15 protein-coding genes are annotated in these 14,422 nt (G+C 63.8%); 8 read left to right on the forward strand and 7 right to left on the reverse strand.

What is annotated here, in order from left to right; translation table 11 throughout:
* The first annotated feature begins 105 nt into the window (after window positions 1–105).
* From DM806_RS06890 to DM806_RS06915, 6 genes are all read left to right on the forward strand, one after another.
* A complete protein-coding gene (locus DM806_RS06890) occupies window positions 106–810 on the forward strand; it encodes a response regulator transcription factor (RefSeq protein WP_179042485.1) in 705 nt (234 codons plus the stop codon).
* The gene (locus DM806_RS06895) at window positions 779–2,374 is read left to right on the forward strand and encodes a sensor histidine kinase (RefSeq protein ID WP_179042486.1); all 1,596 of its coding nucleotides are present in this window, start codon (window positions 779–781) and stop codon (window positions 2,372–2,374) included. Before DM806_RS06890 ends, DM806_RS06895 begins: the two co-directional genes overlap by 32 nt.
* 64 nt (window positions 2,375–2,438) lie before the next feature.
* Window positions 2,439–2,870: an HPr kinase/phosphorylase gene (locus DM806_RS06900; RefSeq protein ID WP_179042487.1), complete on the forward strand. Its 432-nt coding sequence runs from the start codon at window positions 2,439–2,441 to the stop codon at window positions 2,868–2,870.
* Window positions 2,867–3,799 carry an RNase adapter RapZ gene (gene rapZ, locus DM806_RS06905; RefSeq protein WP_179042488.1) on the forward strand — a complete coding sequence of 311 codons (933 nt, stop codon included), beginning with the start codon at window positions 2,867–2,869 and terminating at the stop codon, window positions 3,797–3,799. The genes DM806_RS06900 and rapZ overlap by 4 nt, the downstream gene beginning before the upstream one ends.
* A 28-nt stretch (window positions 3,800–3,827) precedes the next feature.
* The gene (locus tag DM806_RS06910; RefSeq protein ID WP_179042489.1) at window positions 3,828–4,232 is read left to right on the forward strand and encodes a PTS sugar transporter subunit IIA; all 405 of its coding nucleotides are present in this window, start codon (window positions 3,828–3,830) and stop codon (window positions 4,230–4,232) included.
* The gene (locus DM806_RS06915) at window positions 4,229–4,501 is read left to right on the forward strand and encodes an HPr family phosphocarrier protein (protein ID WP_179042490.1); all 273 of its coding nucleotides are present in this window, start codon (window positions 4,229–4,231) and stop codon (window positions 4,499–4,501) included. Before DM806_RS06910 ends, DM806_RS06915 begins: the two co-directional genes overlap by 4 nt.
* A gap of 12 nt (window positions 4,502–4,513) precedes the next feature.
* On the opposite strand, the gene DM806_RS06920 is transcribed toward DM806_RS06915, so the two are convergent.
* Window positions 4,514–5,299 carry a TerC family protein gene (locus DM806_RS06920; RefSeq protein ID WP_179042491.1) on the reverse strand — a complete coding sequence of 262 codons (786 nt, stop codon included), beginning with the start codon at window positions 5,297–5,299 and terminating at the stop codon, window positions 4,514–4,516.
* Window positions 5,300–5,529: 230 nt separating this feature from the next.
* Between DM806_RS06920 and DM806_RS06925 the strand changes: the two genes are divergently transcribed.
* The gene (locus DM806_RS06925; RefSeq protein WP_179042492.1) at window positions 5,530–6,549 is read left to right on the forward strand and encodes a class 1 fructose-bisphosphatase; all 1,020 of its coding nucleotides are present in this window, start codon (window positions 5,530–5,532) and stop codon (window positions 6,547–6,549) included.
* A gap of 29 nt (window positions 6,550–6,578) precedes the next feature.
* Here the strand turns inward: DM806_RS06925 and DM806_RS06930 are convergent, their stop codons facing one another.
* The 3 genes from DM806_RS06930 to DM806_RS06940 form a co-directional block, all read right to left on the reverse strand.
* A complete protein-coding gene (locus DM806_RS06930; protein WP_179042493.1) occupies window positions 6,579–6,773 on the reverse strand; it encodes a hypothetical protein in 195 nt (64 codons plus the stop codon).
* A 31-nt stretch (window positions 6,774–6,804) separates the two neighbouring features.
* On the reverse strand, window positions 6,805–7,743 hold the full coding sequence (locus tag DM806_RS06935) for a right-handed parallel beta-helix repeat-containing protein (protein ID WP_179042610.1): 939 nt from the start codon (window positions 7,741–7,743) through the stop codon (window positions 6,805–6,807).
* A 311-nt stretch (window positions 7,744–8,054) separates the two neighbouring features.
* The gene (locus DM806_RS06940; RefSeq protein ID WP_179042494.1) at window positions 8,055–8,354 is read right to left on the reverse strand and encodes a LysR family transcriptional regulator; all 300 of its coding nucleotides are present in this window, start codon (window positions 8,352–8,354) and stop codon (window positions 8,055–8,057) included.
* 232 nt (window positions 8,355–8,586) lie between these two features.
* Here DM806_RS06940 and DM806_RS06945 point away from each other — a divergent pair, with 232 nt between their 5' ends.
* Entirely contained in the window at window positions 8,587–9,882 is a 1,296-nt protein-coding gene (locus tag DM806_RS06945) for a hypothetical protein (protein WP_179042495.1), read from the forward strand.
* 78 nt (window positions 9,883–9,960) lie between these two features.
* Here the strand turns inward: DM806_RS06945 and DM806_RS06950 are convergent, their stop codons facing one another.
* From DM806_RS06950 to DM806_RS06960, 3 genes are all read right to left on the reverse strand, one after another.
* Window positions 9,961–10,395 (reverse strand): DUF488 domain-containing protein, encoded by a 435-nt coding sequence (locus DM806_RS06950; protein WP_179042611.1) that lies wholly within the window; start codon window positions 10,393–10,395, stop codon window positions 9,961–9,963.
* Between the two features lie 210 nt (window positions 10,396–10,605).
* A complete protein-coding gene (metH, locus tag DM806_RS06955) occupies window positions 10,606–13,206 on the reverse strand; it encodes a methionine synthase (protein WP_179042496.1) in 2,601 nt (866 codons plus the stop codon).
* Window positions 13,207–13,292: 86 nt separating this feature from the next.
* Entirely contained in the window at window positions 13,293–14,339 is a 1,047-nt protein-coding gene (locus tag DM806_RS06960) for a homocysteine S-methyltransferase family protein (protein ID WP_179042497.1), read from the reverse strand.
* Between the last annotated feature and the right edge of the window lie 83 nt (window positions 14,340–14,422).

The raw sequence follows: 14,422 nt of genomic DNA on the forward strand, positions 1-14,422 counted from the left end.
TCGACAGCTGCACCGCAGAGCCTGCCGCCACCGCTTCCTTGCGGCGCGGCCAACCATGGTCTAACGCTCGCAACATACTCTTTTATGCTCATTCCGGGTAACTGCATGACCGCAACCATCGCCCTTGTGGATGATGACAAGAATATCCTCACTTCCGTGTCGATCGCGCTCCAGGCCGAAGGCTTCATGACGCGCATCTATTCCGACCCGGAAGGCGCGCTGAAGGCCCTGCTCGACAATCCCGCCGACCTCGCCGTCTTCGACATCAAGATGCCGCAGATGGATGGCATCGAGCTGCTGCGCCGCCTGCGGGAAAAGAGCCAGATGCCCGTCATCTTCCTGACGTCCAAGGCGGACGAGCTGGACGAGGCGCTGGGTCTTGCCATGGGCGCGGACGACTACATTTCCAAACCCTTCTCGCAGCGGCTGCTGATCGCGCGCATCCGCGCCATCCTGCGCCGGGCCGAGGTGAGCAAGTCGACCGAGGAACCGGACGAGCCTGTCGCCGATCCCATCATCCGTGGTCGGCTGGAGATGGACCCGGCGCGGCACCGGGTGAAATGGGGCGGCCGGGACGTAACCCTGACCGTCACCGAATTCCTGATCCTGGAAACGCTTGCCGCACGCCCCGGCGTGGTCAAGAACCGCAACCAGCTGATGGATGCCGCCTATCAGGACGACGTCTATGTCGACGACCGCACGATCGACAGCCATATCAAGCGGCTCCGCCGCAAGTTCCGCGAGGTGGACTCCGATTTCAACGCAATCGACACGCTCTATGGCGCCGGATACCGATTCTCCGAAGAATGAAGCCGCACCGCTCGCGGTGCGCTGGTCGGGGCGGCTGAGCCTCACCCCGCGCATCCTGGCGGTGAACGTGTTCGCCCTCGCCCTGCTGGCGGGCGGCTTCTTCTATCTCGACAGCTATCGCACGCGCATCGTCGACGACCGGCTGGAACAGTCGGCGCGCGAGCTGAAGCTGCTCGCCATCGGCCTGGAGAATGCGCCCGCCGACCGGCAGAACGCACTGATCGCCGCCTATTCGCGCCAGACCGGCGACCGCGTCCGCCGCTATGGCGCGGACGGTCGGATGATCGCCGACAGCTTCACCATGGACGCCCCGCGCTACCGGCTGCGCCTGCCGTCGGAGGAGGAATGGCAGCGCCATGTCGCCCGCTTCCTCGACAAGGTGGTCGACCGCGTCGTATCCGCCGATCGCCCCCCCGATTTCGAGGAACCGGCGCTCGATAGCGCAGCCGGCTGGCCCGAAGTCATGCTGGCCCGCAAGACCGGACGGCCCGAAGCGATGAACCGCTACGCGCCCGACCGCACCTTCATGATCTCGGCCGCCGTCGCGGTCAGGGACGGCACCAGCCTGCTCGCCACCGAAAATGCGCGCGACATCACCCGCATCGTCCGCGCCGAACGGCTGCGCCTGGGCATGGTGCTGGCCGTTGCCGCCCTCGCCTCGGTGCTGCTCTCGCTCTTCCTTGCCCGCACCATCGTCCAGCCGCTCCAGCGCCTCGCGCGCGCTGCGGTCCGGGTCCGCCTCGGCCGCGCCCGCGAAGTCACAGTGCCGCGCCTGCCCGAGCGGCGCGACGAGATCGGCATGCTCGCCCGCGCCCTGTCCGACATGAGCCATGCGCTGCGCCAGCGGATCGACGCGACCGACGCCTTCGCCGCCGATGTCAGCCATGAACTCAAAAACCCGATCGCCTCGCTACGCTCCGCGCTCGATTCGCTCGACCGGGTGGACCGGCCCGATCTGCGCGCGCAGCTTATGGATATCGCGCAGGACGACGTCCGCCGGCTCGATCGGCTGGTGACGGATATCGCCGAAGCTTCGCGCGTCGATGCCGAACTCTCCCGCACCCGTTTCGAGCCGATCGACCTTGGGCTTCTCATCGAAAAGATGGTCCTGGCCCGTGAAGCACGCGGCGTGCCGCGCGGCGTCCGCCTCGCCTTCGCCCGCCCGCGCAGGAATGTCGCGGTCGTGCTGGGCGAGGAAGCGCGGCTCATCCGCGTGCTCGACAATCTGATCGACAATGCCGTGTCCTTCTCCCCCGAGGGCGGACTGGTACGGATCATCGCCACCGTCGCCGACGACCAGGTGCTGGTCAGCGTCGAGGATGAAGGACCAGGCGTCCCCGTGTCCGAGCGCGAACATGTCTTCCGCCGCTTCCACAGCGTCCGCCCTGAGGGCGAGGCGTTCGGCAAGCATTCGGGCCTCGGCCTCGCCATCGCCCGCTCCATCGTCGAAGGGCATCAGGGCCGCATCAATATCGGCGATCGGGAAGATGCGCAGAGCGGCGCCAGCTTCGTCGTCCGCCTGCCCATGGCAGTCGCGCGCGATCCGGGCATTGTATCGGAATAATACGAAAGTCCCGGTCCACGGCATTTGCATCGCCGGCAACAGCGGCTAGAAGGATGCAGGGGATATGGCACGCGCACTTTCATCCGAAACGCTTCATGCGACCAGCGTGGCCATTGGCGGCCGCGCCGTCCTGCTGGCCGGGCCGAGCGGCATCGGCAAGTCCGACCTCGCCCTGCGCCTGATCGACCGGGGCGCCGTCCTCGTCAGCGACGACTATACGCTGGTGAAGCGCGTCGATGGCCAGCTCATCGCCACCGCGCCTGACACGATCGCCGGCAAGATCGAGGTGCGCGGCATCGGCATCATCGACATGCCGCATCAGGATGCGCCCGTCGCCCTGCTCGCCGACCTATTCGACAAGGTCGATCGCATGCCGCTCGACCCGTTGTTCCGGGCGGTCGCAGGCCTCCAGGTGCCGGTGATCAAGATCGCCCCGTTCGAGATTTCTGCCGCGATCAAGATCGAACTGGCGCTCCGGACGCTGGCGCCGCTATGATCACCGACCGCCCCAAGACGATCCTGCTGGTGTCGGGCCTGTCCGGCGCGGGCAAGACCACCGCGCTCAAGACGCTGGAGGATATGGGCTGGGAAGTGGTCGACAACCTGCCCCTCGTCCTGCTCGACCGCCTGCTCGACACCCCTCTCCCCGCCGGCCATGCCGATGGCGACGACCGGCCGCTGGCGCTGGGCATCGACGCGCGCACCCGTGGCTTCGACGGCAACGCCATCGTCCAGCGAATCAAGGCGTTGCGCGAACGCCATGGTCATGATGTCGAAACCTTATTCCTCGACTGCTCCGGCACCGAACTGGAGCGCCGCTTCGCCGAGACGCGCCGCCGCCACCCGCTGGCGCTCGACCGCCCTGCTGCCGACGGCATCGCCCGCGAACGCGAACTGACCGAACCGCTGCGCCGCTGGGCCGCGCAGGTGGTCGACACCACCAGCTTCACCAGCAACGCCCTGCAACAGGAAATTCGCAACCGCTTCTCACGCGAGGGTCTGTCGGAACCGGTGCTGACCATTCTGTCCTTCGGCTTTTCGCGCGGCGTACCCCGCAATGCCGACCTGATGTTCGACATGCGCTATCTGCGCAATCCGCATTGGGACGAAGCGCTACGGCCCAGGACCGGCCTCGATCCGGACGTCGCCGCTTATGTGATGGACGATCGCTCCTATGAGGATACGGTCGGCAAGATCGAGGATCTGCTCATCACCCTTCTGCCCCGTTATGCGGAGGGCGGAAAGACCTACATAACCGTGGCCTTCGGTTGCACGGGCGGGCGGCATCGTTCCGTCCACATCGCCGAACGGGTCGCGAAGCACTTGCAAGCAGCGGGCTTTTCGCCCACGGTCTTGCACCGCAATATAGAATCGGCGCCGCAGGACAGTCTGGAGAAGCGCCGACCGGGAGGCCCGAAAGCATAATCATGACACAGGTGGGCCGCGAAAGCAGATGATCGGACTCGTACTCGTCACTCATGGGTCGCTCGCGACGGAATTCGTCGTGGCGATGGAGCATGTCGTGGGACCGCAACAGCAGATCGAAACGATCTGCATCGGCCCGGAAGATGACATGGAACTGCGCCGTGCAGACATTGCGGCGGCCGTCGCGCGCGTCAACGACGGCAGCGGCGTCATCCTGCTGACCGACCTGTTCGGCGGCACCCCTTCCAACCTCGCCATCTCGCTGCTCAAGGCCGGCGAGATCGAGGTGATCGCCGGGATCAACCTCCCCATGCTCATCCGCCTGGAAAGCGCGCGCAAGGTCATGGACGTGCGCGCCGCGGTTGCCGCCGCGCGCGAGGCAGGGCAGAAATATATCAGCGTAGCATCGGAACTGTTGGGCAGCACCGCATGAATGAAATCAGCCAGGAAGTCCGGATCAGCAACAAGCGCGGCCTCCACGCGCGCGCCAGCGCCAAGTTCGTAACCCTGGCCAGCGGCCTCGCCGCTGACATCGTCGTCAGCAAGGACGGCAATCACGTCACCGGCACGTCGATCATGGGCCTCATGATGCTGGGCGCCGCGATGGGCGACAGCATCACGATCAAGGCCACCGGCCCCGAAGCCGCCGACTCGCTCGACAAGCTCGTCACCCTGGTCGAGGACAAGTTCGGCGAGGAATAAGGCCGGCAGGGCCTACTCCGCCCCGCGCCGCACCTGCGCCCGACGGGCGAAGATGTTGAGGCATTCGACCAGCGTAGAGAAGGCCATGGCCGCATAGATATAGCCCTTGGGCACATGCACGCCAAAGCCGTCGGCGATCAGCACCGCGCCGATCATCAGCAAAAAGCCCAGCGCCAACATCACCACGGTCGGGTTGCGGGCGATGAAGTTCGCGAGCGGATCGGCGGCGACCAGCATCACCGTCACCGCCACGATCACCGCGATATACATGACCGCAAGGTTGTCCGTCATGCCCACCGCAGTCAGGATCGAATCGAGCGAGAAGATCATGTCGAGCAGGATGATCTGCACGATCGCCGCGCCGAAGGTCATGGTCGCCACGCCCTTCTTGTCCAGCACGCCGTCGCCGGGCGCTGGGTCGACGCTGTGGTGGATTTCCTTGGTCGCTTTCCAGATCAGGAACAGGCCGCCGCCGATCAGGATCATGTCGCGCCAGGAAAATTCGGTCTCGAACGTCGGCGCGCCGTGCATGTCGAGCGGCCCGCTGAAGCCCAGGTCGAACACCGGCTGCGTCAGCCCAACGATCCAGGCGATCATCGACAAAAGCACCAGTCGCATCGCCAGCGCCAGGCCGATGCCGATCTTGCGCGCTTTGGGCCGCTGCGCATCGGGCAGCTTGTTGGTCAGGATGGAGATGAAGACGAGATTGTCGATGCCCAGCACCACCTCCATCACGACCAGCGCGATGAGCGCGGCAAGGGCTGTCGGGTCGGTGAAGGCGGTAATCAGGCTTTCCATGATGCTCCTCTTAGGGTGCCGGTTATGGGGCCGGTCGGCACGGCTTCGCAACGGAAACAGGACAGGCAGGTTCCGCCATACATGCTTTGTAACATGACAACGCTAGCATATGCTCGGGATGTCGCGCCCCGCTGGACGAGCGCCTTCCTCTCGCCTAGCGAAGGTCCGTCATCCCATTTCCGGATCCGGCCCCGGCCGCGATCTTCCGCCCCTTTCGCGAAAGGCGTTTCATGGCTCGCACCACCCTCACCCGCTTCCTGATCGAACAGCAGCGTACCGCCAATGTCCTGCCCGGCGAGTTGCGCCTGCTGATCGAAACCGTCGCCCGCGCCTGCAAGACGATCAGCCATTCGGTCGGCAAGGGCGCGCTGGGTGAAGTGCTGGGCAGCCTCGACAGCGAGAATGTGCAGGGCGAAGTGCAGAAGAAGCTGGACGTGATCGCCAACGAACTGCTGCTCGACGCCAATGAATGGGGCGGCCACCTCGCCGCGATGGCGTCGGAGGAGATGGAGACCATCTATCCCATCCCCAACCGCTATCCCAAGGGCGAATATCTGATGCTGTTCGATCCGATTGACGGGTCCAGCAACATCGACGTCGACCTGTCGGTGGGCACTATCTTTTCGGTGCTGAAGGCGCCCGAAGGCTGCGCCGGACGCGACGTGACGGAGGAGGATTTCCTGCAGGACGGCCGCCAGCAGGTCGCGGCGGGCTATGCCATCTACGGCCCGCAGACCATCCTGGTGCTGAGCGTCGGCACCGGCGTCTATGAATTCACGCTGGACCGCGAAGTCGGCAGCTGGGTCATGACCGATCCGGACATGAAGATGCCGCAGGGCAAGTGCGAATTCGCCATCAACATGTCCAACCGCCGCCAATGGTCACCCGCCGTCACCCGCTATGTCGACGAACGCGTGCTGGGCGCGGCGGGACCGTGCGGCAAGGATTACAACATGCGCTGGACCGCCTCCATGGTGGCGGACGTGCATCGTATCCTGAAGCGGGGCGGCATCTTCATGTATCCCTATGACCACCGCACCCCCGGCAAGGCGAAACTCCGCCTGATGTATGAAGCCAATCCGATGAGCTACCTGATCGAGCAGGCCGGCGGCGCATCGAGCGACGGCTTCATGCCGATCATGGACCTCCCCGCCAAGGCGCTGCACCAGCGGGTCGGCGTGGTGCTGGGCGACAAGGCCGAAGTCGAGGCCGTGGTCGCCTATGGCCGGGAGGAGCAGGTCGCGGCCTGATCCTCTGACTCAGATCTGACGAGGGGCCTCTACCCCTCGATCAGGTCGAGATAGGCGACCACATCATTGTCGGTCGCCAGGAACAGCCCGTCCTGCACTTCGGCGGGCTGTTGCTCCGCGACGTGCAGCGCCTGACTGAGCGGGCCATACATGATGGTCATGGCCGCGCCGTCGTCGCCCAGATGATAGAGGCGGACGGTGGCGGTGTCGTAGGTCGTGCGCATCTCCTTCCCCTAGCAGATCGGCGCCGACAAGTCAGCGCCGGTCCTTGACCTTCATCGATGGCGCCAGCTCGTTCGCGCCGATGCGCACCGGGTCGTCGGTGAAGTTGGCGACGAAGGTCGAGCCGCGCGCCACGCCCGGCACGAAGCCCGCCTTGTTCCCCTCTATCACCAGGCCCGCACTGCCATGTTCGCGACCTTCCGGCGCGACGGTGATGAAGGCGGACCAGTTGTCCTTGTCCTTGCCCTGCACCATCTCGTTGCCGCTGATGACGCCGCTCGCCCCGTTGCTGAGGTCGATCATGTAGTTGGTGAGGTGGCCGCCGCTGTCGTCGAAGCTGTTGCCGGTGATGGTGACGCGCGCGGTGCGGGTCTTGAGATAATGGCCGCCATCGCCCTGGTCGAAGCGGCTGTTGGTGACGGACAGGCTGGCGAGGCGACCGATATAGATGCCGTGCGCGCAGTCGAGGTCGCGGTCGCAGCGGCCGAGCTTGCGAAAGGTCGACTTGTCGATCACCACCTGCCCGCCGTCATAGTCGCCGGTCAGTATGCCTTCCTCACTGTTGCGGAACAGGCTGTTGCTGACCGAAAGGTTGCCGCTTTCGAGGCGGATGCCCGCGCCATTGCCGTCGGGTACGCGGATATTCTGGAAGATGATCCCCTCGACCCGGCTCGACCGGCCGCGCAGCACCAGCGCCGCCTTGCCCTCGCACGGCACGCCGTCGAAGATCACGCTGCCCGGCGTCGCGGCGCGGATGGTGACGTCGCCGCCCTGCTGCACGCCACATTGCGGATAGGCGCCCGGCGCGACGATGACCGTCCCGCGCCCGTCGCCGATCGCCGCCAGCGCATCGCCGATCGAGCCGAAGCCCTGCCCGGTTTCGGCGAGCGTGAAGGGCGCCGCGCCACTCTGGGCGGAGGCCGTTGTAGTGAGGGCGATGGCGGCGAGAAAGCCGGCGGACAGGATGCGCATGGCGCGGACGATAGGGCGCGCGGGGTGCGCCACCAAGGCGCGAACGGCGGGAATCTGGCGCTGCCCCGCTTTGGGACAGCGACGGCGGCACAGGTCGGGGACACGGATCGGCAGGGTCATCACCGGGTCACGCCTGCGAAGTTCACAGTGTCGCAGGCGCCTTCCGCCGGGCGGAATCGCTGCGAATGCGCCAGCGGCGCGCTCATGACGCGCCCCTGACGCGGCGACGACGCTCCTGTTGCGTCACGCCGACGCGCCGGTAGGGTCAGGGTGACGCGCCACCTGGGTCATGATTGCGCGTCGCCCGCGCATCAGCGACGCGCCTGTCGGGTCACGGTTTGGCCGGGATCGGCAGCGATGGGGTTGGGCGCGAAGGGATCAGCGAGGCTTTGCGCATGGAGCGCGAGCGCCCCGGCCCATGTCCGGTCGAAGGGCGTCCCCGCCAGCCGTCGCCGCAGCCGATGCGCACTGGCCGGCGACATGCCCGCGGCGCGCGCCGCCTGCGTGACATTGCCGGTCGCGAGCAGGGTGGTGAGGAAGAGGCGCTGCTTGTCCGGCGTCCAGCGGACGCGGTCGGCAGCGGGCGGATTGGGGGAGAGAGGCTGGTCCATCTATGAGGATAGATCAGAGGAAATCCTATTTTGGAAGGGGAATAGGATTTTGGGGGTGGGGTTGGAGTGACGGATATACCGTCAGTTTTTGTCGCTGATGGACAAAATTCCGCTCCGCGAAGCGGCAGTTCGTTCATTGAGTGCAATCCGTAGATTTTTCTAATAGATTGCATCCATCGAACGAATAGCATTGGGAATTATGCTGCTATTTTCAAAACGCCGAATGATTTCGATGCTAAAGGTGATCGCTTCACGCATTACGAAGCGTGATCTTAAGCATCTGGCACGCCGGCTGGATAACATTAAAGGCGGTGAGGCAATTCGAGGCGGATGGGAACTCGCCGTGCTTTGGGCTTTGATGTCTGAATTTGGCGATGACGCCGATCCATGCGTTGAACAGCGTCAGAGTGGCCGTCCCGATTGCCGTGTGAACTTAGATATTGGCCAAAAGCTGATGCTGGAAGTTTATGCACCGACCGGAGATACGTTTGAGTTTAAGTCAGTTTTGGCCCCTATAACGCAATCGTTCTACGACATGGTCGATCGAGTTTCCCCGAACTCAAGCCAATACTTGTATGTGAATTATCATGAATGGTCCAAGCCTGTAGCGGGAGGATCGATGCGTGTGCCGTCCGTCGCTAACACAGCAACCCAAGACATTCGCGTGGTCTCGCAGCTAGAACGGTTTTGGAGAGGCAGTGACGAAAGTATAAGAATTACGGCTCATGGCGTTATCGACGCTACATTCACGAGAATGCCATACCGCTACAACGGTCTGAATTATCGTTGTCAGATACCTCGGCAACCGCAGTCGGTTACAAACAATTTAACCGGCCAGATGGTTGAAAAATCCAACCAGCAACTGATGCCGTTCCGGGACGACCACTTGCTAGGTCTAGTTGTCTGTGATGGCGGGATGGAGGTTTTATCCAACGCACGGGGTTCGTCAGGTCAAGGCACACCCTCGTTCGCAAGTATCAGCCAACAAACCTTTGCTTCATCTGGCATCGACTTCATTGTCAGCATTAGCCGACAGGATCGGATGCAAATGGATGGCTTTGTGATGTCGCCGCTAAATCGCAGCAAGGAATTGGCCATTGATTTCTTCTTTGCTGATACGATGGAAGTTCAAATGGCTTTCGTCATCCGCGATGCTTTAGAACCAGCACTGAGAAGAATCCCAGTCCCGCTTCGACACCCTTATCAGGCCAAGAGCCTTCAGTCGCAGTATGCAGCAGGAGCAACTATGAAACCTCCAATGAGGTCGCCGGCCTGTTCTTCAAACAGTGAGGAATTTCGTATTAAGGTATCGGCTCGCGCGCTGGTGGATCTCATGACAGGAAGGATCGAGCCGGAGGAATTTCGGAAATCTTATCTTTCCAATACCGCAGCGATCCTGGATACGAAGGTTCTGAACGGTGTCAGTATGACCCATGATGAAGATTATGACGACGATTATGTCGAGTTCTCGGTCGCGAAAGACGACCTGAGAACCAAATTCAGCGATATAGCTCGCAATCTGACCTGACACGTTCGGTTCTTTGGCCATGCGAACGGCAGATATCCGAGCATCCTCCACACAAACCCACCATTCCGCAATCGGCCATTACCCCACAAACAAATCCACCCGCTCCGCCTCTGGCAACACCGCATCCAGCAGCAGCGAGCGGTGGCAGCCGGAGGGGTTGCGTTCGAAGCAGAGGAGGGCCGTGGGGGTTTCTGCCGCCATGTCCTTGAGCTGTTCCGCCTGCACGATCGCTTCGGGCAGGTCGAGTTGGCGGGCGTAAATTTCGGCGAGGCGGGCGTGGTGGCCTTTGCGGGCGGCCTCGCGTCCCTCCGCCGGGGTGCCCAGCGCCTTGAGGCCGACATAGGCGATGCCCGCCTCTGCGAGGCCGGCGGCGAGGATGTTCTTCGAGAAGCCGGGGCGGCGGGAGAGCGGGACCGCGCGCACGTCGGCGAGGAGGCGGACGCCCGCCGCTTGCAGGGTGGCGATCAGGTCCGGCTGGGTCGCGCCTTCATAGCCGATGGTGAAGATCTTCATCGGCGGGAGATGGGGATTGGCGGGCGGGATGCCAGTGCTTCGGCCCCTGCTGAACAAAGATCCGGCCGACGCTCCGAGCCAGTCTTGCGCAATGTCGACAGGACAGAAGGCTCGCTTCGCTCGCTACCCACCCCGCTGCGACTAAGGCCCGCTTCGCGGCCCCAAGTCTCGCTGCCCCTCCCTGAAAGGGAGGGGCGTTAAGGTGCTGGTTCAGTCCAGATTGGGGCGGAGATAGCGTTCCGCCGTGTCGAGATCGATGCCGCGGCGCTGGGCATAGTCTTCCAGCTGGTCGCGGCCGACGCGGGCGACGCCGAAATATTCCGCCTGGGCGTGGCCGAAATAGAAGCCGCTGACCGCCGCCGTGGGCAGCATGGCGAAGCTTTCGGTCAGGGTCGCGCCGGTGGCGTGGTGGGCGTCGAGCATGTCGAACAGGATCGGCTTGAGGCTATGTTCCGGGCAGGCGGGATAGCCGGGCGCGGGGCGGATGCCGCGATATTGTTCCTTGATGAGCGCTTCGTTGGTCAGTTGCTCACCCTCGGCATAGCCCCAGAGCGCGGTGCGGACATAATGGTGCAGGCGCTCGGCAAAGGCTTCGGCCAAGCGGTCGGCCAGCGCCTTCAGGAGGATGTCCGAATAGTCGTCGATCGCGTTCTTGAAGCGCGCCAGATGCGGTTCGATGCCGTGGATCGAGACGGCGAAACCGCCCATCCAGTCGCCATTGGGGCTGATGAAGTCGGCGAGGCACATGTTGGCGCGCCCTTCCCGCTTGGCGATCTGCTGGCGCAGCATCGGCAGGCGGACATGTTCTTCATCCTCGACATGGACGAGGATGTCGTCGCCCTCGCGGCGGCAGGGCCACAGGCCCGCGACGCCGCGCGCGGTCAGCCATTTATCCTCGACGATCCGCTCCAGCATCTTCTGCGCGTCGGCGAAGAGGCTGGTCGCGCTTTCGCCGACCACTGCGTCGTCGAGGATCGCGGGATAGTTGCCGGCCAGTTCCCAGGCCCGGAAGAAGGGCGTCCAGTCGATATATTGCACCAGATCCTTCAGATCCCAGTCGGGGAAGCGATGGACGCCGGGCAGGCGCGGACGGGGCGCTTTCAGGCTTTCGTCGATTTCGAAGGCGTTGGCTCGGGCATCCTCTATGCTGAGAAGCTGGCTCTGGCCCTTGCCCTCGCGCGCCTTGCGGACATGTTCATAGTCGTCCTTGGTCTTCTGGACGAAGTCGGTCTTCTGCGTTTGCGAGACCAGCGCGGTGGCGACGCCGACGGCGCGGCTGGCGTCGAGCACATGGACGACCGGGCCGGTGAAGGCGGGATCGATGCGCAGCGCGGTGTGGACGCGCGAGGTGGTCGCGCCGCCGATGAGGAGCGGCATGGTCATGTTGGCGCGCTGCATCTCGACCGCGACCGTCACCATCTCGTCCAGCGAGGGGGTGATGAGGCCGGAGAGGCCGATCATGTCGGCGTCATTCTCGTTCGCGGCCTTGATGATGTCCTGCCAGGGGACCATCACGCCCATGTCGATGACTTCGAAGCCGTTGCACTGGAGCACGACGCCGACGATATTCTTGCCGATGTCATGGACGTCGCCCTTGACCGTGGCCATGATGATCTTGCCCTTGCCCTTGGCGCCGGGCTCCTTGGCGGCTTCGATATAGGGGAGGAGGTGGGCGACCGCCTTCTTCATGACGCGGGCGGATTTGACGACCTGCGGCAGGAACATCTTGCCCGCGCCGAACAGGTCGCCGACGACGTTCATGCCGTCCATCAGCGGGCCTTCGATCACTTCGATCGGCCGGGCGGCGGCGAGGCGGCATTCCTCCGTGTCCTCGACCACATACATGTCGATGCCCTTGACGAGGGCATGTTCGAGGCGCTTGGCGACGGGCCAGCCGCGCCATTCCTGCGCGGCCTTTTCGGACGCGGCGTCCTTGCCCTTGAAGGATTCGGCAAGCGCGACGAGGCGGTCGCCCGCTTCGGGATCGGTGTTGAGGAGGACGTCCTCGCACGCCTTGCGGAGCGCCGGGTCGATCGCGTCATAGACGTCGAGCTGGCCCGCGTTGACGATCGCCATGTCGAGGCCGGCGGGGATGGCGTGGTAGAGGAACACGCTGTGCATCGCGCGGCGCACGGGTTCGTTGCCGCGGAAGGAGAAGGAGAAGTTGGACAGGCCGCCCGAGATATGGACGTGCGGGCAGCGCTTCTTGATCTCGCGGCAGGCCTCGATGAAATCGACGCCGTAATTGTTGTGTTCCTCGATCCCGGTCGCGACCGCGAAGATATTGGGGTCGAAGATGATGTCTTCCGGCGGGAAGCCGATCGTCATCAGCAGCTTGTAGGCGCGCTCGCAGATTTCGACCTTGCGGGCCTGCGTGTCGGCCTGCCCCGTCTCGTCGAAGGCCATGACGACCACCGCCGCGCCATAGGCCATGCAGAGCTTCGCATGGTGCAGGAAGGCTTCCTCGCCCTCCTTCATGCTGATCGAATTGACGACCGGCTTGCCGGAGACGCATTTCAGACCCGCTTCGATGACTTCCCACTTCGAAGAGTCGATCATCACCGGCACGCGGCTGATGTCCGGTTCCGAGGTCATGAGTTTCAGGAAGGTGGTCATCGCCTCGACCGCGTCGAGCAGGCCTTCGTCCATGTTGACGTCGACGATCTGCGCGCCATTTTCCACCTGCTCGCGCGCGATGTCGATGGCCGCGGCATAGTCGCCCGCCATGATCAGCTTCTTGAACTTGGCCGAGCCGGTAACGTTGGTGCGCTCGCCGATATTGACGAAGGTGGCGGTGGTCTGGGTGGTCATTCTATAGTTCCGTTCGCTTCGAGCGAAGTCGAGAAGCGGTTGCGCATCCGTGTCTCGACTTCGCTCGACACGAACGGATGTGGGGTTCAGGCCGCGATGTGCATCGGTTCGAGGCCTGCGAGGCGGGTCACGACCGGCAATTCCGGCACGACGCGCGGCTTGTGGCCGTCGAGCGCCTTCGCCACCGCGCCGATATGCGCGGGCGTGGTGCCGCAGCAGCCGCCGACCATGTTCACCAGCCCTTCGTCCACCCACTGGCGAATGAGGCTGGCGGTGGTTTCCGGCAGCTCGTCATATTGGCCGAGTTCGTTGGGCAGGCCGGCATTGGGATAGGCCAGGATCAGCGTGTCGGCATTCTTCGACAATTCCGACAGATAGGGCCGCAGCAGGTCCGCGCCGAAGGCGCAGTTCACGCCGATGGTCAGCGGCTTCAGATGACGCAGCGAATACCAGAAGGCGTTGATCGTGTGACCCGAGAGATTCCGGCCCGACATGTCGGTGATGGTGAAGCTGAGCATCAGCGGCACCGGGCGGCCCGCCGCTTCCTCCGCCTCGCGCGCGGCCATGCCCGCCGCCTTGGCGTTCAGCGTGTCGAAGCAGGTTTCGACCAGCAGGAAGTCGACGCCGCCCGCGATCAGCGCGTCGCACTGTTCGCGATAGTCGGCCTTCAGCGTATCATAATCGACCTCGCGATAGGCGGGATCGTTGACGTCGGGCGAGATCGACAGCGTCTTGTTGGTCGGGCCGATCGAGCCGCAGACGAAGCGGGGCTTGCCGTCCTTTGCCGTCGCTTTCTCGCAGGCGGCGCGGGCGATCTTCGCGGCGGCGACATTGATGTCCCACACCAGATGCTCGCAGCCATAGTCGGCCATGGCGATCTTGGTCGAGGAGAAGGTGTTCGTCTCGATCATGTCGGCGCCATTGTCGAGATAGGCGGTGTGGATGCCCTCGACGATGTCCGGCCGGGTCAGGCAGAGCAGGTCGTTATTGCCCTTCTGATCCTTCGACAGGTCCAGGTCGCCGCGATAATCGGCTTCGGTCAGGCCATGTTTCTGGATCGACGTGCCATAGCCGCCGTCGAAGATCAGGATCTTTTCGGCGGCCAGTTGGCGGAGTTGGTCTTCGGCGGTCATTTGCTCCCTCTCCCCGTTCGGTTCGAGCTTGTCGAGAACCCTCGCGCAACCGGTTCTCGACAAGCTCGAACCGAACGGAGGTG

This window comes from Sphingobium lactosutens, assembly GCF_013393185.1.
Classification (GTDB): domain Bacteria; phylum Pseudomonadota; class Alphaproteobacteria; order Sphingomonadales; family Sphingomonadaceae; genus Sphingobium; species Sphingobium lactosutens_A.